The sequence below is a fragment of the Streptomyces sp. NPDC059696 genome (assembly GCF_042733745.1).
In the GTDB taxonomy this organism is placed as follows: Bacteria; Actinomycetota; Actinomycetes; order Streptomycetales; family Streptomycetaceae; genus Streptomyces.
In genome coordinates, this window is record NZ_JBHWFG010000004.1 from 1 (window position 1) to 20,444 (window position 20,444).

A 20,444-nucleotide genomic window follows, 5' to 3' on the forward strand; every position below is an offset into this window, starting at 1 on the left:
GACCGGGCGCGGGGCGCTGCCGCCGACGGCGACCACCGTGGCGACGGCGAAGTCCCGGCCCTCCTCGATCCATGCGTTCAGGGGGCCCGCGAGATCAAGCATCGGCGCCCGCCAGCAGCACCCGGTCGGGCCGGATCGGGAGGTTCCGGTGGCGTACCCCGGTGGCGTGCCACACCGCGTTGGCGACCGCCGCGGCCGCGCCCACGATGCCGACCTCACCGATGCCCTTGATGCCCACCGGGTCGTCCGGGTCGTGGTCGTCGACCCAGTCGGCCTCGATGTGCGGTACGTCGGCGTGCGCGGCGACGTGGTAGCCGGCGAGGTCGGCGCCGTACAGGCCGCCGCTCGCGCGGTCCCGGACCGCTTCCTCGTGCAGGGCCATGGAGATGCCCCAGGCCATGCCGCCGACGAGCTGGTTGCGGGCGGTGAGCGGGTTCACGATCCGGCCGGCCGCGAAGACGCCCAGCATTCTGCGTACGCGGACCTCCCCGGTGGCGGGGTCGACGGCGACCTCGGCGAACTGCGCGCCGAAGGAGTGCCGCTCCTTCTGGGCGAGGGTGCCGACGGCCCCGGTCGTGTCCGACCGTACGGTGACGCCGTCCGGCGGGATGTCGGCGCCGGGCGCGAGGCTGCGGCGCAGTTCCCCGGCCGCCTCCATGACCGCCCAGCCCCAGGAGCGGGTGCCCGCCGAGCCGCCGGCGATCATCGCGGGGCCGAGGTCGCTGTCCCCGATGCGCACCCGGACCCGGTCCGCGGGCACCTCCAGGGCGTCCGCGGCGACCAGGGTGAGCGCGGTCCTGGCGCCGGTGCCGATGTCCGCCGCGTTGATCCGCACCGTGAAGGTGCCGTCCGCCTGCGCGGTCACGGACGCCGTGGACGGCATGGCCATGGCGGGGAAGGAGGCGGCGGCGGTGCCCGTGCCGAGCAGCCAGCGGCCTTCCCGGCGCAGCCCGGGGCGCGGGTCCCGGCCGGCCCAGCCGAACCTCTTGGCGCCCTCTCGGAAGCAGGCGATCAGGTTGCGCCCGCCGAACGGCAGTCCGGAGACCGGGCCGACCTCGGGCTCGTTGCGGATCCGCAGTTCGAGGGGGTCGACGCCGCACCGCTCGGCGAGTTCGTCGAGCGCCGACTCCAGGGCGAACGAGCCCGGCGCCTCTCCCGGGGCGCGCATCCAGGTCGGGGTGGGGACGTCGAGCTTCACGAGCCGGTTGGTGGTGTGGTGGGCGTCGGCTGCGTACATCGAGCGGCTCGCGGCCGCGCTGGGCTCGACGAAGTCGTGCACGGTCGAGGTCTGGTTCAGCGACCGGTGTTCCAGGGCGCGCAGCCGCCCGTTCGCGTCGGCGCCGAGCCTGACCCGCTGGGCGGTGGGGCTGCGGTGGCCTGCGAGGGAGAACATCTGCCGGCGGGTGAGGACGACCCGGACGGGGCGCTGCAGCACGGTCGCGGCCATCACGGCGGCCACCTGGTGCGCCCGGGTGCCCTTGCTGCCGAAGCCGCCGCCGACGTGCTCGGAGCGGACGCGCACGGAGGCCGGGTCGAGGGAGAAGAGCTTCGCGAGCTCGTCGGCGACCCAGCCGGTGCCCTGGTTGGAGTCGACGACCTCCAGCCGGCCGCCGTCCCATCTGGCGGCCGCGGCGTGCGGCTCCATGGGGTTGTGGTGTTCCTCGGGGGTGGTGTACTCGGCGTCCACCACGACGGCGGAGGCCGCCAGTTGAGCCTCCAGATCGCCCTTCTCCACCACGGCCGGAGCGTGCCCGTCGAGCGGGTACGCCTCGGAGTCGCGCAGCGCGGAGAACGCGACGTCGTGCGGCTCCTGCTCGTAGTGCACGACGAGGGACTCCGCGGCCTCCCGGGCCTGTTCGGACGTCTCGGCGACGACCAGGGCCACCGGCCAGCCCATGTGGGGCACCCGGTCGTGCTGGAAGAGGCCGGTGCTCGGGTCCGGCGGGACGCCCATCATGCCGGTGAAGCCGGTTTCGACCCGCGGGGCGTTGCCGTGGTGGAGGACGGTGAGGACTCCGGGCAGGGAGAGCACGGCCTCGGTGTCCAGGGCGCGGACGCGGCCGCGGGCCACGGTCGACAGCACCAGCCAGCCGTGGGCGAGGTCCGCGAAGGGGATCTCGCCGGCGTAGCGGGCCGCGCCGGTGACCTTGTCGCGGCCCTCCACGCGGGTGTGCGCGGTGCCGTGGCTGCCCTTGGTGGCGGTGGTCATCGGGCGGCCTCCTCGGCGAGTTCGCTCAGCACGGCCACGACGAGGTTGCGCATCAGGGTCACCTTGTATCCGTTGTGGGGCAGGGGCCGGGCGGCCGCCAGTTCGGCGTCGGCGGCGGCCGCGAAGGTCCCGGCGTCGGCCGGGGCGCCGGTCAGGACGTGTTCGGCCGTGCGGGCGCGCCACGGGCGGGAGGCGACCGCGCCGAACGCCAGGCGCACGTCGTGGACGTGGCCGTCCCGTACGTCGAGCGCGGCGGCGACGGAGCCGATGGCGAAGGCGTACGAGGCCCGCTCACGCACCTTGCGGTAGCGGGAGTTGGCCGCTGTGGCGGTGGCCGGGAGGGTGACGCCGGTGATGAGGGCACCCGGCGGCAGGGCCGTCTCCAGGTGCGGGGTCTCCCCCACCGGCAGGTACAGGTCGGTGAGCGGCAACTCCCCCGGTCCGTCCGCCGTTTCGTAGGTGACGCGCGCGTCGAAGGCGGCCAGGGCCACGCCCATGTCGGACGGATGGGTGGCCACGCAGTGATCCGAGGCGCCCAGGACGGCGTGATTGTGGTGCTCGCCCTCGATCGCGGGGCAGCCGCTGCCGGGAGCGCGTTTGTTGCAGGGGGAGGTGACGTCGGTGAAGTAGCCGCAGCGGGTGCGCTGGAGCAGGTTGCCGCCGACGGTGGCCATGTTGCGCAGCTGCCCGGAGGCGCCGGCCAGCACCGCCTGTGCCAGGGCCGGGTAGCGGCCTCTGACCTCGGGGTGGGCGGCCAGGTCGCTGTTGGTGACGGTCGCGCCGATGCGCAGCCCGCCGTCCTCCGCCTCTTCGATGGTGTTCAGGGGCAGTTCGGTGACGTCGACGAGCCGGGCGGGCCGTTCGACGCCGGTCTTCATGAGGTCGACGAGGTTGGTGCCGCCGCCGAGGAACCGGGCTTCCCCGTCGCCGTCGAGCAGTGCCACGGCGCCGGAGACGTCGTACGCCCGCTGGTAGCCGAACTCCCTCATGCCACAGCTCCGTTCGTCTCCTGGGCGGCCCGGGCCACGGCCTGGACGATCGACACGTACGCGCCGCAGCGGCACAGGTTGCCGCTCATGCGTTCCCGGATCTCCTCCGGGGTCAGCGGCGGGGGGCCCGCTTCGGGCCGGACGTCACCGGTGACCGCGCTCGGCCAGCCGGCCGCGTGCTCCTCGATCACGGCGATGGCCGAGCAGATCTGGCCCGGGGTGCAGTAGCCGCACTGGAAGCCGTCGAGGTCGAGGAACGCCTGCTGCACCGGGTGCAGTCGCTCGCCGTCGGCCACGCCCTCGATGGTGGTGATCTCGCGTCCTTCGGCCGCGACCGCCAGCTGCAGACAGGCCACCTTGCGGCGGCCGTCGACGAGGACGGTGCAGGCGCCGCACTGCCCCTGGTCGCAGCCCTTCTTGGTCCCGGTCAGGTCCAGGCGCTCGCGGAGGGCGTCGAGCAGGGTGGTGCGGTGGTCGACGGTCAGCGTGTGTTTCTCGCCATTGACGGACAGGGTGAGGTCGCTGGACGTCGATGGGGGCATGGGAGCCTTCTCTCTCACATCGCGAGGTCTGAGGCGGTGTCGCCGCCCGGCGCTGATGCCGGTACGCGGCCGTGCGGGATGCGGGGCGTGCCTGCGCGCAGCGCGCCGGACGCGGGGTGTCCGCACGGATGGCCCGCCGATACGATGGAACAAGCGGACAGTTGTCCACTACCCGGGAAACGTAACGGACAACTGTCCGGTTAGCAAGGTCCGGTTTCGGCCGCGGACCGCGAGGAGTACGAGTGCGGCAGAACAAGGACGCACCCCTGCGCTCGGACGCGCAGCGCAACCGCGAGCGCATCCTGGCGGTGGGCCTGGAGGAACTGACGCGGGCGGCGGACGTCCCGCTGAGCACGATCGCCAGGAAGGCGGGCGTCGGTCAGGGCACCTTCTACCGCCACTTCCCCACCCGCGAGGCCCTCGTCCTGGAGATCTACCGGCACGAGATGCAGCAGGTCGCCGACACCGCGGCGCCGCTGCTGGAGAGCCGGGAGCCCGACCGGGCCCTGCGCGAGTGGATGGACCGGCTCGCGCGGTTCGCCATGGCCAAGGCGGGCCTCGCCGATGCGATCCGCCAGGCCACCAGCGCCCCGGGGCAGCCGGCGAAGCCGGGGCACGCCCCGGTGACCGAGGCAGCCGAACTGCTGCTCCGCGCCGCGGAGAAGGCCGGCACCATCCGCCCGGGGGTCACCGCGGACGACCTCTTCCTCGTCATCGGCGGCCTCTGGACGATCGACCCCGGCACCGACTGGCAGCCGCGCGCCACCCGCCTGCTGGACTTCGTCATGGACGGGCTGCGCGTGGGGGCGCCCCGGGGGTGAGCCGCGCGGACACCCGCGCGGCTCGGGCGCCAGGCCGGTCGGTCGGCCCCGGGGAGGGAACGCACCCGGGTGCCAGGCCGGGCGGTCAGTCGGTCGGTCGGTCCGGGAGGGAACGCGCAGGCCGGGCGGTCGGCTCCTGCGGACGAGCCGGCCTTTCTCCCCGTCAGGCGACCGCCGTGGCCGCGAGGGTCCGCAGTTCCTCCAGTGCCGCCGTCACCGCCGGCCGGGCGTGGCCGCCGCTCCTGGTGCAGGTCAGGAACTTGCGGTGCGGGTTGCCGGTGCAGCGGACCCGGGTGATCGGCAACTGCGGGGACAGCTGGGCCAGTCGCGGCACGAGGGCGACGCCCAGGCCATGGGCCACGAGGTGGGCGCAGACGTTCCAGTCGAGGGCGTGATGGACCACCTCGGGGGTGAATCCGGCCGCGCCGCAGGCGGACAGGACGTGCGGACGGCAGGGGCTGTCCTGCACGGGCGCGATCCACGCCTCCCGCGCGGCCTCGGCGAGATCGATCCTGGCCCGCCCCGCCAGCCGGTGCCCGTCCGGTACGACGAGGTCGAACGGATCGTCGAGCAGCGGCTGCTGGACGAACCGTGTGTCGCTCAACGGAGGGTTGTACGGGGTCACTTCGACGACGGCCAGGTCGGTCTCGCCCTCGAAGAGCAGGTCGAAGCTCTCCGGCACACCCGCCTCGGTGATCCGGACGGACAGTCGTGGGTGCAGCTCGCGCAGCCGGGCCGTCATCGGCGCCGGCAGCACCGAGACGGCCACCGGGAAACCGGTCACCCTCAGCACCCCGGAAGGCGCCCCGTGATCGGCCCGCAGATCCAGCTCGGCCTGGTCCCACCGGGCCTGGATGGCGTCGGCGTGCGCGAGCAGACTCTCGGCGGCCGCGGTCAGACGCACCCCGCGCCCCTGCGGCTCGGCGCACCGGTGCGCCGGGGACGGTCGTGGGCGAAGGCGGCTGCGGGTCGTCAGGGGCAGTCGTAGGTGAAGGCGGCGGTGGCCGTGCGCGGGGTGCCCGAGAGGATGCGCAGTTCGGCCCGTGCGGTGCGGTGGCCGGGGCCCTCGAAGGTCCAGCGCAGGTGGAGACGGGTCTGTGTCCGGCCCCGGGCCAGTACCTCCTTGAGGACACCCGAAGCGGTGCCGTCGCTGCGGACCCAGCGGTAGGACAGCGTGCCCGGGCGGCCGTTGGTGGTGACGAGGGCGACGAGGTCCGCGGTCGCGTCGCAGCCCAGGGACGTGGGCCGGGCCGTGACCGTCACCGTGCTCACCTCCAGCGGCGGCCCGAGGCGCTGCCAGGCGAGGAACGCGAGGACGCAGACCAGCACCAGCGCCGGCAGGGCGTGCCGGCGCAGCCGCCGGGGCCCGGGTGCCGGGGTCGGCGGCGGGGCGGCGGGGGGCGTCCGGTGGGTGCGCCGGCGGGCTGCGGCGGTCACACCCGGCCCGAAACGCAGCACGGTCCCTTCGACCCGGTCGGGGAGCGTCGCCGCCCTCGCCCCCGGCTGCTGCACGAGGGTCTCGTCCGCTGCACGGTCGGGGAGCGTCGCCCCCTCCCGCTGCTGCACGAGAGTCTCGTCCGCTTCGGGCCGCTGGATCCAGTGGCTGGCGAGCACCGTCGCGCTGTACTCCGCGTCGGCGCCGGGTCCGCGCTCGTCGTCGTGTGCGGTCATCGCAGGTCGCACCGCCGGGTCAGGATCTGCTGGGAGGCGCCGCCGTCGGCGGCGGCCGGGGTCGTGCCGGCCTGCACCGTCCAGTAGCAGCCGGGGTTCTGGAAGGTGTGGTCGACGCTGAGCGTGTACTGGGTGGCGCCGCTGCGCTCGAAGGTCTGCGGCGCGCCGTCCGCGGTGCCGGGCTGCCCCGCCGTGTCCCCGGCGGACCAGGAGACGGTGATGGTGACGGGGCCGGTGCCGTCCGTGGTGACGCCGAGAGTCGCCGTGGCGGTCGTAGGGCCCGTCTGCCGGAAGCCGGACACGGTGACGTCCTTGACCGCGGGTCCGGTGGGCGTCGCCGGGGCGGTGGTCGTAGCCGTCGGCGGCGCCACGGTGGCCGTCGCCGTGGGAGTGGTCGTCACCGCACCACCCGGGTCGCCGGAGCCGACGGGCGGGGTGGCGGAGGCCGGGGGCGCAGCGGTGCCGGTGGCCGCGGGGTCCGGGCCCGAAGGCGAGGGGGACGGCGACCCGCTGTCCGAGGCGGTCGGGGTGGCCTGCGGGGCGCCCGCCGCGGGTGTGCCGGAGGCCGCCGGCTCCGCACCGGATCCGGCACCCGTGGTGGCCAGGGCCTGCGATGCCCGCTGCGCCGCGGTGCCGGGGTCGAACGGCGGCCCGTACGTCAGGAGGGCGCCGAGGAGCACGGCCGCGGCGGACACGAGCAGTCCGGCGCGGCCGGGCAGCCACGGGTGCGCCCGGCCGGGGCCCGGCGTCCGGCTGAGCACCGTGCGAGCGGTGTCCGTGGTGCTGCGGGGGGCCGTGCGGGCCGACGGCAGGAGCAGCGGCAGCAGGGCCACCAGCGCGGCGAGCCTGCCCCGGCCGCGTTCCTCCCAGTCGGGGCCGTAGGCGGTGCCGGCGACGGTCTCCAGCTCGGTGACGAACACCTCGGCCTGCGCGGGCCGTTGTGCCGGATCCTTGGCCAGACCGCGCCGCACCAGCTCCCGCACCGCCTCGGGGACCTCCTCCGCGGGAACGGGCGCGTCGAGGTGCCGCAGTGCGAGTTCCGCGAGGTTGTCCCCCGCGTACGGCTTGTGGCCCGTCAGGCACTCGAAGAAGGTGGCCGTGGCGGCGTACACGTCGGCGGCGGGCGAGGCGGGTGCGCCGGTCCACTGCTCGGGGGCCATGTAGGAGGGGGTCCCCGCCACGCCGGCGCTGGTGCCCGCGTCCACCGCGATGCCGAAGTCGACGAGCTTGGAGGACCCCTCGGGGACGACCAGGACGTTCTCCGGCTTGAAGTCACGGTGGACGACGCCGAGCCGGTGCGCGTCGGCCAGGCCGAGCAGAGATCCCTTGAGGACGACGAGCGCGGCCTCGGGGCCCAGGGGGCCCTCCCGCCTGAGCAGCGTGCGCAGGGGGACGCCGTCGACCAGCTCCATCACGATGGCGGCGCCGTCCGGGCTCTCCACGTACTCGTACAGCCCGGTGACATGGGGGCTCTCCAGCCCGCCGAGCAGCCGGGCCTCGGCGCGGAAGTCGTGGACGAACCCCGGCCGGGTGCGCAGGGATTCGCTCAGGTACTTCACGGCGACCGGCACGCCGGTCTCCTCGTGCACGGCGAGGACGACCCGGCCGCTGGCCCCCGAGCCGAGTTCGAGCGACTCGGTGTATCCGGGCACCGCCCATGCGTTCATGTCCCACCCCCCGGGTCGGCCGCTCCCCAGCGGCCGGTCACACGCTCGGAGACACATCTTTCGGCCACTTCGGTTGCATGGCCAGGACGCTGCGCGAGGCGTACCCGGACCGTGACAAAAGGGCCGGGCCGTACCACCGAGGGCAGCGAGCCGGAACGCCTACCCCGGACCGGGCCGGTCCGCCCGCTGCGGTCCTGGCCGGTCCGCTGCCCGGCCGGGCACGCCGAGCAGGAGCAGCGTCACGTCGTCGTCGAAGGTGTCCGTGTCGGCGATGAGGGTCTTGAGCAGGTGGTCCGCCGCCTGGTCGAGGGCGCCCGGGTCGTCGACGGGAGCGCCGCTCAGCGCGACGTCGACGGTGCGGGCCAGGAAGTCGATCTGGGCCTCGATGTCGGTGCCGGGTCTCTCGACCAGCCCGTCGGTGTAGAGCACGACGGCACTGCCCGGCCGCAGCGGCCACGTCGCTTCCTCGAACGGCACCGCGGCCGCGACGCCGTTGACACCCAGCGGCACGCCGACCGGTGTCTTCAGTCTGCGGGCCGGCCCGTCGGGCGGCAGGGCGAGGACGGGCAGGTGCCCCGCCGAGCACAGGGTGACCTCGTGCCTGCCCTGGTCCAGGACCAGGTAGACGCAGGTGACGAGCTGGTCCCCCAAGTCGCCGACGAACGTGTCGAGGGCCTCCATCAGGCGGCTGGGCGTGGCCCCCGTGCGGGCCAGGGCGTGGGACGCCGCGCGCAACTGCCCCATGACGGCCGCGGCCTCCAGGCCCCGGCCCATCACGTCGCCGATGAGGACGCCGGTACGGCGCTCGTCGAGCGGGATCACGTCGAACCAGTCCCCGCCGACGCCGGGGTCCTGGACGGACGCCAGGTAGCGGTAGGCGCACGGCAGGTGCGCCAGCCGCGGCGGCTCCCCCATCAGGCTGTGCTGCAGGGTGTAGGCGATGCGGCGCTGCTGCTCGTAGCGCTCGGCGCGTTCGGCCTCCAGGCGTCTGCGCTCGGTGATGTCCCGGACGGTCAGGAGCACCAGGGTCTCCTGCTCGTCCCGCAGGCTGCTGACGCTCACCTCGACGGGGAACTCGGAGCCGTCCTCGCGCAGCCCGAACAGGTCGGCGTCCAGGACCGTCGGCCTCGGGTCGCGCAGGCCGAGATACGCCTTCAGCAGGGCGCCGTGCCGTCGGCGCCGGGCGGCGGGCACCAGTCCGGTCACCCCGGTGCCGACGAGGTCGCCCGGCTCCCGCCCGAACAAGCGCTTGACCTGCGGGTTGGCCATGACGACGGTGCCGTCGCCGTCCAGGATCAGGATGGCGTCGGGGGCAGACTCCAGTAGCGCGACGAACCGCTGGTGCGACCGTTCGACCTCGCGCTGGGCCGCGACCCGCTCGGTGATGTCGGTGACGACGCCGCACAGGGCGTAGGGCGTGCCGGAGGCGTCCTTGAGCGGGAAGAGGGTGGAGAGGAACTCGCGCGGACCGCCCGGCAGGACGAGCTGTTCCTCCCGCTGCACGGGCCTGCCCTCCGCCAGCATCGCCAGGTCGGCGGCTCGCGCTTGCCGTGCCAGGTCGGACGGCATGACGTCTTCGTCCCGGCGGCCCAGGACCCGGTGCCGGGGCAGGTTCAGACTGCGCTCGAACGTCGTGTTGACGGCGAGGAAGCGGCCTTCCAGATCCTTGATGAAGACCACTGCGGGCGTGTGGTCCATGAAGGCCTGCAGCAGTTCGTTCTGGCGTACCTGCCACTCCAGACGGCTGTGCGCCACCTCGACCCGACGGCCCACGGTCAGCGTGGTGAAGATCACCGCGGTGAACACGGCGACGAGGCCGCAGACGAGCAGCGCGGTGCCCAGCCGTGGCCCGAACACCCCCTCGTCCTCGCCCTTCAGCACGGCCCACCCCAGCAGCGGCGGCACGGTCACCACGGTGACGAACAGCCATCGGCCCAGCGCACCGGTCGTGCCCGCGTTCAGCAGCAGTCCTGCGGGGCCCTCTCCCGGACGGGCCAGGAGAAGCGCCGTCCCCATCAGCACCAGCGCCGCAGCCGTGTGCAGGGCCATGCCCGAGTACGGGCCGAACTGCTCCAGTTCCGGCACCCGGTAGGCGGCCCCGTACAGCCTCAGCATGCCGAGAGCTCCGACGGTCAGGCCCAGGATCTGGCTCACCCAGGCGGGGACGCGCTTCACTCCGGCGCACAGGGATCCCGCCCCCGCGGCCATCAGTGCCGCGGTCGAGTTGGGCGCCATGCGTCCCGGTGGGCCCGTGCCCTGGTAGGCGGTGTCGTCGTGGAAGAGGAGTTCGTCGATCCCGATGCTTCCCCCGGTCGCGTACTCGGCGAAGGTGAGCGCGCCGATCACGGCGACCAGGACCGCCGCCGCACGGGACAGGACGAGCGCCGCCGCCCGTGGCCGGGCCCGGACGATCACGAACAGGGACAGGCCGAGGGCGACGACGGCGACGGCGGTGTTGGCCTTCATGGCCACCGAGACGCCGGGCAGGACTTCCTTCAGGGCATCGGCCCCGGAGATCCATCCGATGAGGCTCACGAGGCCCAGCAGGCCGGCCGCCAGGGCCGCGCCCCCGGCCACGCGCCGGGCGGTGGTGAGAACGTGCGGACGGAACGGCAGCACGTCGGTGCGCGCTGTGCCGTGCGCGCCGGGCAGCCCGGGCGCCCGCTGCTCCCTCGTCACCGCAATCTCATCCCTGTCGGATGACGGTCAAACCGTATCAATCAGCCTAAGTAATAGGAAAGGGTATAGCCCGGGTGGTCGACGAGCCGTGCCAGACGGCTGAGCCGCCGCCGGTGACTGCCGGACGCCGGCCCTGCCGCACGGCGGCCTCGCGGTGCGCCGGTGGAATCACGCGTGGGCGAAAACCACTGGTCAGCGGCGTCCGCCGCCGGTGAAACCGCCCATCGGCGTGATCCGGATCGCGTCGGCGGGCCGCCTTCTCGCCGCCGCGCTGCGGCAGACTGTCCGGGCGCCCTCCGTACGCGATTCGGGAGCTTGAGGCATGAGTGTGCAGCGGTACCCCCTGGCCGGGGTGACGGTGGTCAGTCTGGAGCAGGCGGTGGCCGCGCCCTACGCCACCCGGCAGCTCGCCGACCTCGGGGCCAGGGTGATCAAGGTGGAGCGGCCGGGCGAGGGCGACTTCGCCCGCCGGTACGACACGACCGTGCACGGGCACTCCAGCTATTTCGTCTGGCTCAACCGCTCCAAGGAGTCCCTCACCCTCGACCTGAAGGACCCCCGCGGCCACGAGATCCTGCACGACCTCCTCGACGGCGCCGACGTCTTCGTGCAGAACCTCGCCCCGGGCGCCGCCGCCCGGCTCGGTCTCGACGCCGCCGCGGTCACCAGCCGCCGGCCGAACCTCATCCCGTGCACGATCTCCGGCTACGGCACGACCGGCCCCTGGTCCGACCGCAAGGCCTACGACCTGCTCGTGCAGTGCCAGACCGGGCTGGTTTCGCTGACCGGGACCCCCGAGGGGACCGCCCGGACCGGGATCTCCGTGGCCGACATCGCCGCCGGGATGTACGCCTACAGCGGCATCCTCACTGCCCTGTACACACGGGCCACCACCGGCGAGGCCCACCCGGTGGAAGTGTCCCTGTTCGAGGCGCTCGCGGAGTGGATGGGCCAGCCCGCCTACTACACCCGCCACGGCGGCACCCAGCCCCCGCGGCTCGGCACCCAGCACGCCACCATCGCGCCGTACGGTACGTACGCGGCCGCCGACGGCAAGGAGGTGCTGTTCTCCATCCAGAACGAGCGGGAATGGGTGGCGCTGTGCGCCGAGTTCCTCGGCCGGCCGGAGCTGGCCGACGACCCGCGTTTCGCCACCGGGTCCGACCGCGTCGCCCACCGCGAGGAGCTCAACGTTCTCGTCGCCGAGCGTTTCGCCCGCTCCGGCTCCGACGAGATCCTCAAGGACCTGGACCGCATCGGCATCGCGTGCGCCGGGGTCAACGACGTGGCCGCCTTCCTGGACCACCCCGTGCTCGCCGCGCGGGGCCGCTGGAGCGAGGTCGAGGTGCCGGGGGCCACCGTGGAGGCGCTGCTCCCGCCCGCCGACCTGGCCGGTCTGCCCGCGCGCATGGACCCCGTACCTTCGGTGGGCGAGCACACCGGGGCGATCCTCGCCGAACTGGGCCGCACCGAGGAGGAGGTGGCGGCCTTGCGCGCGGAGGGAGTCGTCTGAGCGCCGCCCCTCCGCGCACGCCCGCCGGGACTCGGCGGAACAGAGCGGCACTCGGCGGGACTCGCCGAGACTCTCCGGGCTCGGCGGGCTCGGCGGGCTCGGCGGGCTCGGCGGGCTCGGCGGGCTCGGCGGGCTCGGCGGGCTCGGCGGGCTCGGCGGGCTCGGCGACATGATCTCCCGTCGCGTCCGCGGTGGTGGCTTGTTTCCGCCACTCCTGTCAGGTGAACACAGGGTCAAAGCTGCACGTGCAGCGCCTCCAGGACGTCCTGGTCCGTCAGCTGGCCGAAGTTCTCGTACCACAGGCCCACGGCCATGAACGCGGTCGGCCGGTGCAGGCAGATCACCTCGTCGGCCTCGGCGCGCAGCGCGTCGGCTCCTTCCGGGGAGCAGACGGGCGCGGCCAGCAGCACCCGCGCGGGTGCCTGACGGCGCACGTGGCGCACCGCGGCGCGGGCGGTGGAGCCGGTCGCCAGGCCGTCGTCGACGACGATCACGGTCCGTCCCCGCAGGTCGGGGGCCGGTCGGCCCTGCCGGTACAGCCGCTCGCGGCGCCGCAGTTCGGCACGTTCCCGCTCGATGACGGGGGCGAGGTCGGCCTCGTCGATGCCGAGGTGGCGCAGGGCGTCCGCGTCGAGGAGCGGCACCTCGTCCCCCGCCATCGCGCCGACGCCGAGTTCCTCCTGGTGAGGTGCCCCGATCTTCCGTACGACGAGCACGTCGAGCGGGGCGTCCAGGGCGGCGGCGACCTCGCGCGCCACGGCGACCCCGCCTCGGGGCAGGGCGAGCACGAAGGGGTCGGGCAGGTCCCCGGCACGCCGTCGGGTGCGCAGTGTGGCGGCCAGTTCCTCACCGGCCTGCCGGCGATCACGGAACCGCATGTCGGTCACCTCCGCTTCGGGTCAACTGCTCGTCGCACCACTGCCGGGCGGTGTCGGTGACCTCGTCCAGTGCGCCGGGTTCCTCGAACAGGTGAGTGGCGCCGGGCACCACGTGGAGAGAGTGCGGGCCGGGCAGCCGCCGGGCCGCCTCCTCGTTGAGCCGCAGTACGTGCGTGTCCCGGCCGCCCACGATCAGCAGGACCGGGACCCGGACGGCGTCGAGGGCGTCGCCCGCCAGGTCGGGCCGTCCGCCGCGCGAGACGACCCCCCGTACCGGGCCGGGACGTTGCGCGGCGGCGACGAGGGCCGCGCCCGCGCCGGTGCTGGCGCCGAACAGGACGACGGGCAGGCCCGAGGTGTCCCGGTCCTGGCCCAGCCAGTCGAGGGCGGCCACCAGCCGGCGGCCCAGCAGGGGAATGTCGAAACGGAGTTCGGCGGTGACGGCGTCGCGGCGTTCCTCGTCCTCGGTGAGCAGGTCGATCAGCAGGGTGCCGAGCCGGGCGGCACGCAGACCGGCGGCGACCTCACGGTTGCGGGGGCTGTGCCGGGAGCTGCCGCTGCCGTGCGCGAAGAGCACGACCGCACGGGCGTCCGGCGGCAGCATCAGGTCGCCGGTGATGCCGTCACCGCCGACGGGCAGGGTGACCGTCCGGGAGATCATCATCAGTCTCCTCTCACCCCCCGTCTCCAGCCTCCTCTCTCCCCCGCTGTCCGTGCTACCCACGCCCGGCCGGACGTCCCGTGGCGCGATCTGTGGGATACGTGTCGTTGACGCCGCACCGTGCGCCGCTGGAGCGTGAGACACATGCCCGATCGCCGCATCGTCTTCGTCGTCTTCGACGGCTTCCAGTCGCTCGACCTCACCGGACCGCACGAGGTGTTCCACAGCGCGGGCGCGTACGCCTGCGAGGTCGTGGCGACCCGGGCGGGGCCGGTCCGGTCGGCCGGCGGCTTGATCGTGCAGGCCGCACACGGGGTGCACGACCTCGATCCGGCCGGGACGGACACCCTCGTGGTGGTCGGCGGTCAGGGCGTCGACCGGGCCCGCGAGGACGCGGAGCTGCTCGCCTGGGTCACCGCCGCTGCGGCCGGTGCCCGCCGGGTGGCGTCGGTGTGCAGCGGCGTGCTGCTGCTGGCCGCCGCGGGGCTGCTGGACGGGCGACGGGTCGCCACGCACTGGGCCCGCGCGGAGCAGGTGGCCCGGGAGCACCCCGAGGTCCGGGTGGACCGCGACCCGATCTTCGTCCGCGACGGGCGGATATGGACGTCGGCAGGCGTCACAGCCGGGATGGATCTGGCGCTCGCCCTGGTGGAGGACGACCTGGGCAGAGACACCGCACACGAGGTGGCCCGTCGGCTGGTGCTGTTCCTGCGCCGTCCGGGCGGTCAATCGCAGTTCAGTGTGGCGCTGTGGTCCCGGCAGCCGGCTACCGACCCGGTGCGGGCCGCCGTCACCGCGATCCACGCCGATCCGGGTGCCCGGCACGACATCGCCGGCCTGGCGGCGCACGCCGGGCTGAGTCCGCGTCACCTGCAACGCCGCTTCACCGCCGAACTGGGCTTGCCCCCGGCGGCGTACGTGGAACGCGTACGCGTCGAGGCGGCCCGGCGGGCGCTCACGGACGGGGACGAACCGGTCGAGGCCATCGCCCGCCGCTGCGGCTTCGTCACCGCCGAGACCCTGCGCCGCACGTTCCACCGCCGGCTCGGTGTCACACCGTCGGACTACCGCGCCAGGTTCCGCTCCACCACGGGGCTCCTGGGATCACTGGCAGACGCCACAGCAGAGGAAGGACGTACCGCATGACGACCTATGGCCTGCTGGTCTTCGAGGACGCCGAGGAACTCGACTTCGTGGGGCCCTGGGAGGTCTTCACGGTCTCCGCGCACCTTCGGAAGGAGGCCGACTCGGCCGTGCTCGTGAGTGAGCGGCCGGGACCGGTGCGCTGTAACAAGGGCCTGCGTGTGCTGCCCGACCACACCTTCGACGACCATCCGCCGCTGGACGTACTGCACGTACCCGGTGGCCTGGGCGCGCGGGAGACACAGCTGCACAACCCGGTGGTCACCGACTGGATGGCGAAGACCGCGGAGCGGGCCGCCTGGGTGCACGCCGTGTGCACCGGCACGTTTCTGCTGCATGCCGCCGGGCCTGCCCGGGGCCGCCGGGTCGCCACGCACTGGAGCCAGGAGGACACCTTGGAGGCGCGGGGGGACGTGACCGTGGTCCGGGACGCCCGCTACGTGGTCGACGGCCACCTGGTCACCAGCCAGGGCGTATCGGCCGGGATCGACAGCGCGCTGTGGCTGGTCGGGCAGCTGCACGGCCGGGAGCACGCGCGGGCGGTGCGGCGCTGGATCCAGTACGAGCCGGCGCCGCCGTACCTCGCGGACGAGCCCGTTCGAGTGGTGTGACGGTGGCGGGGCCGCATGGGTGGGCGAGCCTCGGGCAGGCGATGGTCATGGGTGGTGACACGGGCGACGGAGGGCAAGGGCGGCAGCCGGGCGAGTGGGGGCACCGGGCGGTGCCGCATCCCGGCGACATCCGGATCGAGGCGTGGGCGGCGTGCAGAGAGCACTGTCTGGCGGAGGCCGTCCTGGCGGTGGTCGAGTGTTTCGCGGACGTCTCCCGGGTGCGGCCCACCGCGGTGGACCGGGTGCGGCTGCCGGAGGCCTGCGACGACGATCTGCTCGCCGCGCTGCTGGACGAGGTGCTCTTCCGGCTGGAGGCCTACGGTCACGTGCCCGTCGACGTGGAGGCGGACGAGGCCGACGGCGGTCTGGACGTACGGCTGGCGGTCGCAGGACTCGCGGACGTGGAGGTCACGGGCGCCGTCCCGACGGCGGTGGACTGGGACGATCTGCGGATGTGGCCCGATCCGTACGGCTGGTCGTGCGCGGTGCGGGTCGAGGCCTGACCCCGGCGGCCGGGGCACGTCTACCGTGGAGTGGTGGGCGGCGGTGTCGTGACGCTGTTCCTGTGCGGTGACGTGATGCTCGGGCGCGGTGTCGACCAGATCCTCGCGCACCCCGGTGACCCGGCACTGCGGGAGGCGTACGTGGCGGACGCGCGCTCCTACGTCCGGCTGGCGGAGGCGGCCCACGGCCCGGTGCCCGTCCCCGCGCCCGCGTCGTGGCCGTGGGGTGCGGCGCTCGGTGTGCTGGACGAGGCCGCCCCGGACGCGCGGATCCTGAACCTGGAGACGTCGGTGACGCGCGCGAGCACCTTCGCGCCCGCCAAGGAGATCCACTACCGGATGCACCCGGGGAACCTGCCGGCCCTCGCGGTGGTCCGGCCGGACGTGACGGTCCTCGCCAACAACCACGTCCTGGACTTCGGCCACGAGGGCCTGCTGGAGACCCTGGACGTGCTGGCCCGGGCGGGTCTGCGGACGGCGGGCGCGGGCCGCGACGCCGAGGGGGCGCACGCGCCGGCGGTCGTCCCGCTGCCCGGCGGCCGGCGGCTGCGGGTGTTCGCCCTCGGAGCGCACTCCAGCGGTGTCCCGTCCGGCTGGGCGGCGACGGCGGACCGGCCGGGCGTCGCGTATCTGCCCGATCTCTCGCCGGCCGCGGCCGAAGCCGTGGTGCGGCGGCTGGGCGGGGCCGGTGACCTGACGGTGGTGTCCGTGCACTGGGGCTCGAACTGGGGATATCGCGTACCCCGGGAGCAGGTCCGCTTCGCGCACGCGCTGATCGACGGTGGAGCCGACGTCGTCCACGGGCACTCCTCGCACCACCCCCGCCCAATGGAGGTGTACCGGGGCAGACTGGTCCTCTACGGATGCGGCGACTTCGTCGACGACTACGAGGGCATCTCCGGCTACGAGGAGTACCGCGACGACCTGCGGGTGGCCTTCCTCGTGTCGGTCGAGGCGGACAGCGGGCGTCTCGCGGGGCTGCGCATGGTGCCGTTCCGGGTCCGGCGGATGCGGCTGGAGCCCGCGTCGGAGGCGGACCGTGCCTGGCTGTGCGCCGCGCTGAACCGGATCAGCGGTGGGGTGACGGTACGGCGGCGGTCGGCCGACGGTTCGCTGGTCGTCGCGGTGCCGACAGCTTGAGGCGTGGCCGTGGGCAGTAGCCGTGTGAGGCGTGGCCGTGGGCAGTAGCCGTGTGAGGCGTGGCCGTGGGCAGTAGCCGTGTGAGGCGTGGCCGTGGGCAGTGACCGCGTGAGACGTGGCCGTGGGCAGTGACCGCGTGAGGAGTGGCCAGGGGCAGTGGCCGCGTCGGGTGCGGCGCCGGCCGCGACAGGTGCGGCAGTGGCCGCCGCGTCGGGTGCGGCGCCGGCCGTGTCAGGTGCGGTACCGCGGGGCCTGCGGGAGGTCAGCCCGCCCACGCCACGAGCCGTTCGCGGCTCTCCGGCTCCCGCAGCCTCGCGAGCGACTCCTTCTCGAGCTGGCGCACCCGCTCCCGGGTCAGACCGACGCGCTCGGCGACCTCGTTCAGCGTGCGGGTGTGACCGTCGTGCAGTCCGTACCGCAGGCTGAGGATCATGGCCTCGCGGGGGGCCAGCGTGCCCACGGCCTCGCGGAGCTCCTCGGCGAGCGCCCGGAACTCGGCCACCTCGGGGGCCTGGAGCACCTCGGTGTCGGCGATGAGGTCACCGACGACCGTCTCGCCCTTCTCGTCGACCGGCGTGTCCAGGCTGACCGCGTCCCGTCCGACGTGGCGCAGCCAGCCGATCCGGTCCTCGGCGAGGCCGCTCTCGCGGGCCACCTCCTCGACGGTCGGCTCACGCCCCAGTTCGAGCCGGAGGCGCCGCTCGACCTTGGCGATCTTCTGCAGCTGCTCCACGACGTGCATCGGCAGCCGGACGGACCGCGCGTGCGCGGCCAGGCCGCGTTCGATGGCCTGGCGGATCCACCAGGTCGCGTACGTGGAGAACTTGAAGCCCTTGGTGTGGTCGAACTTCTCCACGGCCCGGATCAGCCCCAGGTTGCCCTCCTGGATGACGTCCAGCAGGGGCAGACCGCGGTGGGCGTGCCGTTTGGCCATCGACACCACGAGCCGCAGGTTCGCCCGGACCATGTGGTCCTTGGCGGCCTGCCCGTCGCGGACTGCTTCCTCCAGTTCCCGGCGCCGGCCCGCCGCGAGGTGGTGCTCCCCGGCCTCGGCCCGGCCGAGTTCCTCCAGCGCGCCCACGCCGCTCTCCATCCGGCGGGCCAGCCACACCTCGTCCTCCGCGGTGAGCAGCGCCGTCGCGGAGATTTGCGCGAGGTACTGGCCGAGGAGGTCGGGCTCCTCGTCGGGCTCGGGGATGCGGCTGCGCAGGCGAGCGGTGCGGGCGGGGGCGCGACGGTCATCCCGGGCGTCCGTCGCGGGGTCTTCTGCCAGGGGAGACATCGTCGGGTTCCTCTCTCCCCCGCCTTGGTCCGGCCCGTCCCGACGGGTACCCGGGGGATCGGTGCCGAACCGTGTGCCCCGGAGCCGCCGGGGGTACCCCGGGCACATGACCGGCATCGAACTGAGCAGCAACGCGTTCAACGATCACTCCTTCATCGCGCGCCGGTACGCGTACGAGGGACCCAACATCTCTCCGCCGCTGTCCTGGAGCGGTGTACCGGACGACGCGACCGAACTGGTCCTGCTGTGCGAGGACCCCGACGCCCCGTCGGGCACCTTCGCGCACTGGGTGGTGGTCGGCATCGACCCGCACAGCGACGGCGTCGAGGCCGGGCAGAGCCCACCCGGCGGCACGGAACTCGTCAACGGCTACGGCCAGCACGGCTGGGGCGGACCGCATCCGCCGCCGGGTGACGACGCCCACCACTACGTCTTCTCCCTCTACGCCCTGTCCGAACCGTGTGTCCTGCCCGACGCGCCGCGTGCCGAGCAGGTGCACGAGGAGGTCGACAAGCGCCGCATCGCGGACGGGACGCTGGTGGGGCTGTACCAGCGCTGAGCCGCCACTCCCCTGTCACCGTCGCCTCCGCCCTCCGTGTCACCGTCGCCTCCGCCACCACCCGTGCGACCGTCGCGTCCACCACCCGTGCCACCGTCGCCTCCGCCACCCGTGCCACCGTGGCGCCCACCACCCGTGCCACCGTCGCCCCCACCGCCCGTACACCGTCGCGTCACAACGTCTGGTTGTGACGTGGGAGCCCGGCGGTTGTTTGCCCGGCGGGCCCCCTCCTGGTTTGGATGACTCCCGGACAACGCCGGGTTGTCCACGGGAGCGGGGAGTGCGCCGGGTATGGCGGGCAGACGGTCGCTGGGGCGGCGGTTTCGGTGGCTGTGGGCCGCCTACGCGGTCAGCACAGCGGGCACGTGGCTCGCGTTCGACGCGTTCGCCCTGATCGCGGTCCTCGCGCTGGAGGCCGGTCCGGCGCAGGTGTCGCTGCTGGCCGCGGTGGGACCGGCGGTGGGCGCGGTGGTGTCCGTGCCTCTCGGGCCGTGGGTGGAGGTCCGTCGCAAACGACCGGTGATGATGGCGACGGACCTGGCCCGGTGCGTCGTCCTGCTGAGCGTTCCCGTGGCGTTCGCGCTCGGCCGGCTCACCTTCGCCCAGTTGCTGCTGGTGTCGGTGGCCGTCGCGGCGGCCGACATCACCTTCAACGCGGCGGCCGGGGCGTTCCTCAAGGATCTGCTGCCCCGCCACGAGCTGCTCGTGGCGAACGGTCGGTTCGAGGCGACGTCCTGGACCGCCAGCATGGTCGGCCCGCCACTGGGCGGGGCCGCGATCGGCTTGTTCGGCCCGGTGACGACGGTGGTGGCCGACGCGGTGAGCCATCTGCTCTCGGCGCTGGGGCTCCGCGCGATCGGCCACGCGGAGAACGCGATCGGCGACGCGGACAAGCAGCCCGCGGGTCGGTACGTGAGAGGCGTGCGGCCCGGCGACCTGCTGGAGGGCTGGCGGCACATCCTGGCCGATGCGGCGCTGCGGCCGCTGTTCCTCAACACCCTCCTGGTGAACTCCCTGATCATGGCGGCGTCCCCGCCGTTGCTGGTGCTGATGGTGGAGGACCTGCACTTCGCCGCCTGGCAGTACGCGCTCGCCTTCGCCGTGCCGTGCACGGGCGGTCTGCTCGGTTCCCGGCTGGCCCCCCACCTGGTCGCGCGCCACGGCCGGCACCGGGTCCTGGTCACCGCCGGGGTGCTGCGGGCCTGCTGGTCGATCGGCCTGGCCTTCACCGGCCCCGGCGTGCCCGGCCTGGCCCTGGTCATGCTGGTCGAGTTCGGCCTGATCACCTGCTGCGGCGTGTTCAACCCGGTCCTCGCCACCCACCGTCTGGACCGCACCCCGGCCGGCCGGGTCACCCGCACCCTGTCCGCCTGGTCGGCCACCGGCAAGGCGACCACCGCGGCGGTGACCGCCCTGTGGGGTGTCCTGGCCGCCCGGACCGGTCCCCGCACGGCCATCGCACTGGCCGGTGCCCTGCTTCTGCTCACACCGCTGTCGCTGCCCCGCCGGGACGACACCACGGCGGCCGGTGTCGAACCGGCCCCCGTGGCGGTGGAGTCGGACGGCGGCTGAGGGT

18 protein-coding genes and 1 pseudogene are annotated in these 20,444 nt (G+C 74.1%); 8 read left to right on the forward strand and 11 right to left on the reverse strand.

Translation table 11 applies throughout. The annotated features are described in order from the left end of the window. From ACFV20_RS05275 to ACFV20_RS05290, 4 genes are all read right to left on the reverse strand, one after another. Positions 1-102, reverse strand: a 102-nt coding sequence (locus ACFV20_RS05275; RefSeq protein ID WP_385653175.1) for an XdhC family protein, incomplete at its 3' end; no start/stop codon positions are given. After that, positions 95-2,209, reverse strand: a complete 2,115-nt coding sequence (locus ACFV20_RS05280) for a xanthine dehydrogenase family protein molybdopterin-binding subunit (RefSeq protein WP_385652556.1) — start codon at positions 2,207-2,209, stop codon at positions 95-97. The genes ACFV20_RS05275 and ACFV20_RS05280, both read right to left, overlap by 8 nt. After that, positions 2,206-3,198, reverse strand: coding sequence for an FAD binding domain-containing protein (locus ACFV20_RS05285; protein WP_385652558.1), 993 nt, complete (start codon positions 3,196-3,198; stop codon positions 2,206-2,208). The genes ACFV20_RS05280 and ACFV20_RS05285 overlap by 4 nt, the downstream gene beginning before the upstream one ends. Further along, positions 3,195-3,740, reverse strand: coding sequence for a (2Fe-2S)-binding protein (locus ACFV20_RS05290; RefSeq protein WP_385652560.1), 546 nt, complete (start codon positions 3,738-3,740; stop codon positions 3,195-3,197). Before ACFV20_RS05290 ends, ACFV20_RS05285 begins: the two co-directional genes overlap by 4 nt. Positions 3,741-3,982: 242 nt before the next feature. Here ACFV20_RS05290 and ACFV20_RS05295 point away from each other — a divergent pair, with 242 nt between their 5' ends. Continuing rightward, on the forward strand, positions 3,983-4,561 hold the full coding sequence (locus tag ACFV20_RS05295; RefSeq protein ID WP_385652562.1) for a TetR/AcrR family transcriptional regulator: 579 nt from the start codon (positions 3,983-3,985) through the stop codon (positions 4,559-4,561). Positions 4,562-4,724: 163 nt separating this feature from the next. Here the strand turns inward: ACFV20_RS05295 and ACFV20_RS05300 are convergent. The 4 genes and pseudogenes from ACFV20_RS05300 to ACFV20_RS05315 form a co-directional block, all read right to left on the reverse strand. Continuing rightward, positions 4,725-5,483 (reverse strand): annotated as a pseudogene (locus ACFV20_RS05300) (LysR substrate-binding domain-containing protein); the annotation flags it as partial. A gap of 50 nt (positions 5,484-5,533) precedes the next feature. Then, positions 5,534-6,232, reverse strand: a complete 699-nt coding sequence (locus ACFV20_RS05305; RefSeq protein WP_385652565.1) for a hypothetical protein — start codon at positions 6,230-6,232, stop codon at positions 5,534-5,536. Then, positions 6,229-7,899 carry a serine/threonine-protein kinase gene (locus ACFV20_RS05310; protein WP_385652568.1) on the reverse strand — a complete coding sequence of 557 codons (1,671 nt, stop codon included), beginning with the start codon at positions 7,897-7,899 and terminating at the stop codon, positions 6,229-6,231. The genes ACFV20_RS05305 and ACFV20_RS05310 overlap by 4 nt, the downstream gene beginning before the upstream one ends. 159 nt (positions 7,900-8,058) lie before the next feature. Beyond that, complete coding sequence (locus ACFV20_RS05315; RefSeq protein ID WP_385652571.1) at positions 8,059-10,578, reverse strand: SpoIIE family protein phosphatase; 2,520 nt, start codon at positions 10,576-10,578, stop codon at positions 8,059-8,061. Between the two features lie 322 nt (positions 10,579-10,900). Here ACFV20_RS05315 and ACFV20_RS05320 point away from each other — a divergent pair, with 322 nt between their 5' ends. After that, the gene (locus ACFV20_RS05320; protein WP_385652573.1) at positions 10,901-12,091 is read left to right on the forward strand and encodes a CaiB/BaiF CoA transferase family protein; all 1,191 of its coding nucleotides are present in this window, start codon (positions 10,901-10,903) and stop codon (positions 12,089-12,091) included. 233 nt (positions 12,092-12,324) lie between these two features. On the opposite strand, the gene ACFV20_RS05325 is transcribed toward ACFV20_RS05320, so the two are convergent. After that, complete coding sequence (locus tag ACFV20_RS05325) at positions 12,325-12,969, reverse strand: phosphoribosyltransferase (protein ID WP_385652575.1); 645 nt, start codon at positions 12,967-12,969, stop codon at positions 12,325-12,327. After that, positions 12,956-13,630: a dienelactone hydrolase family protein gene (locus ACFV20_RS05330; RefSeq protein WP_385653177.1), complete on the reverse strand. Its 675-nt coding sequence runs from the start codon at positions 13,628-13,630 to the stop codon at positions 12,956-12,958. Before ACFV20_RS05330 ends, ACFV20_RS05325 begins: the two co-directional genes overlap by 14 nt. A 144-nt stretch (positions 13,631-13,774) precedes the next feature. Here ACFV20_RS05330 and ACFV20_RS05335 point away from each other — a divergent pair, with 144 nt between their 5' ends. The 4 genes from ACFV20_RS05335 to ACFV20_RS05350 are packed head-to-tail and all read left to right on the forward strand — an operon-like array spanning position 13,775 to position 17,027. Continuing rightward, positions 13,775-14,776 (forward strand): GlxA family transcriptional regulator, encoded by a 1,002-nt coding sequence (locus ACFV20_RS05335; RefSeq protein WP_385652576.1) that lies wholly within the window; start codon positions 13,775-13,777, stop codon positions 14,774-14,776. Then, entirely contained in the window at positions 14,773-15,384 is a 612-nt protein-coding gene (locus ACFV20_RS05340; RefSeq protein WP_385652577.1) for a DJ-1/PfpI family protein, read from the forward strand. The genes ACFV20_RS05335 and ACFV20_RS05340 overlap by 4 nt, the downstream gene beginning before the upstream one ends. Positions 15,385-15,431: 47 nt before the next feature. After that, complete coding sequence (locus tag ACFV20_RS05345; protein ID WP_385652579.1) at positions 15,432-15,887, forward strand: archease; 456 nt, start codon at positions 15,432-15,434, stop codon at positions 15,885-15,887. A 33-nt stretch (positions 15,888-15,920) separates the two neighbouring features. Further along, positions 15,921-17,027, forward strand: coding sequence for a CapA family protein (locus ACFV20_RS05350; RefSeq protein WP_385652581.1), 1,107 nt, complete (start codon positions 15,921-15,923; stop codon positions 17,025-17,027). A 262-nt stretch (positions 17,028-17,289) separates the two neighbouring features. Here ACFV20_RS05350 and ACFV20_RS05355 read toward each other — a convergent pair whose 3' ends face one another. Next, positions 17,290-18,309 (reverse strand): sigma-70 family RNA polymerase sigma factor, encoded by a 1,020-nt coding sequence (locus ACFV20_RS05355; protein WP_385652582.1) that lies wholly within the window; start codon positions 18,307-18,309, stop codon positions 17,290-17,292. 106 nt (positions 18,310-18,415) lie between these two features. Here ACFV20_RS05355 and ACFV20_RS05360 point away from each other — a divergent pair, with 106 nt between their 5' ends. Together ACFV20_RS05360 and ACFV20_RS05365 are read left to right on the forward strand one after the other, a co-directional pair. Beyond that, on the forward strand, positions 18,416-18,868 hold the full coding sequence (locus ACFV20_RS05360) for a YbhB/YbcL family Raf kinase inhibitor-like protein (protein ID WP_385652584.1): 453 nt from the start codon (positions 18,416-18,418) through the stop codon (positions 18,866-18,868). Between the two features lie 291 nt (positions 18,869-19,159). Next, complete coding sequence (locus ACFV20_RS05365) at positions 19,160-20,440, forward strand: MFS transporter (protein ID WP_385652586.1); 1,281 nt, start codon at positions 19,160-19,162, stop codon at positions 20,438-20,440. Positions 20,441-20,444: the final 4 nt, after the last annotated feature.

Coding starts and splice junctions, on each gene's coding strand:
- ACFV20_RS05280 (WP_385652556.1), bottom strand. CDS start 2,209: ATGACCACCGCCACCAAGGGCAGCCACGGCACCGCGCACACCCGCGTG.
- ACFV20_RS05285 (WP_385652558.1), bottom strand. CDS start 3,198: ATGAGGGAGTTCGGCTACCAGCGGGCGTACGACGTCTCCGGCGCCGTG.
- ACFV20_RS05290 (WP_385652560.1), bottom strand. CDS start 3,740: ATGCCCCCATCGACGTCCAGCGACCTCACCCTGTCCGTCAATGGCGAG.
- ACFV20_RS05305 (WP_385652565.1), bottom strand. CDS start 6,232: ATGACCGCACACGACGACGAGCGCGGACCCGGCGCCGACGCGGAGTAC.
- ACFV20_RS05310 (WP_385652568.1), bottom strand. CDS start 7,899: ATGAACGCATGGGCGGTGCCCGGATACACCGAGTCGCTCGAACTCGGC.
- ACFV20_RS05320 (WP_385652573.1), top strand. CDS start 10,901: ATGAGTGTGCAGCGGTACCCCCTGGCCGGGGTGACGGTGGTCAGTCTG.
- ACFV20_RS05325 (WP_385652575.1), bottom strand. CDS start 12,969: ATGCGGTTCCGTGATCGCCGGCAGGCCGGTGAGGAACTGGCCGCCACA.
- ACFV20_RS05330 (WP_385653177.1), bottom strand. CDS start 13,630: ATGATCTCCCGGACGGTCACCCTGCCCGTCGGCGGTGACGGCATCACC.
- ACFV20_RS05335 (WP_385652576.1), top strand. CDS start 13,775: ATGCCCGATCGCCGCATCGTCTTCGTCGTCTTCGACGGCTTCCAGTCG.
- ACFV20_RS05340 (WP_385652577.1), top strand. CDS start 14,773: ATGACGACCTATGGCCTGCTGGTCTTCGAGGACGCCGAGGAACTCGAC.
- ACFV20_RS05345 (WP_385652579.1), top strand. CDS start 15,432: ATGGGTGGTGACACGGGCGACGGAGGGCAAGGGCGGCAGCCGGGCGAG.
- ACFV20_RS05355 (WP_385652582.1), bottom strand. CDS start 18,309: ATGTCTCCCCTGGCAGAAGACCCCGCGACGGACGCCCGGGATGACCGT.
- ACFV20_RS05360 (WP_385652584.1), top strand. CDS start 18,416: ATGACCGGCATCGAACTGAGCAGCAACGCGTTCAACGATCACTCCTTC.
- ACFV20_RS05365 (WP_385652586.1), top strand. CDS start 19,160: ATGGCGGGCAGACGGTCGCTGGGGCGGCGGTTTCGGTGGCTGTGGGCC.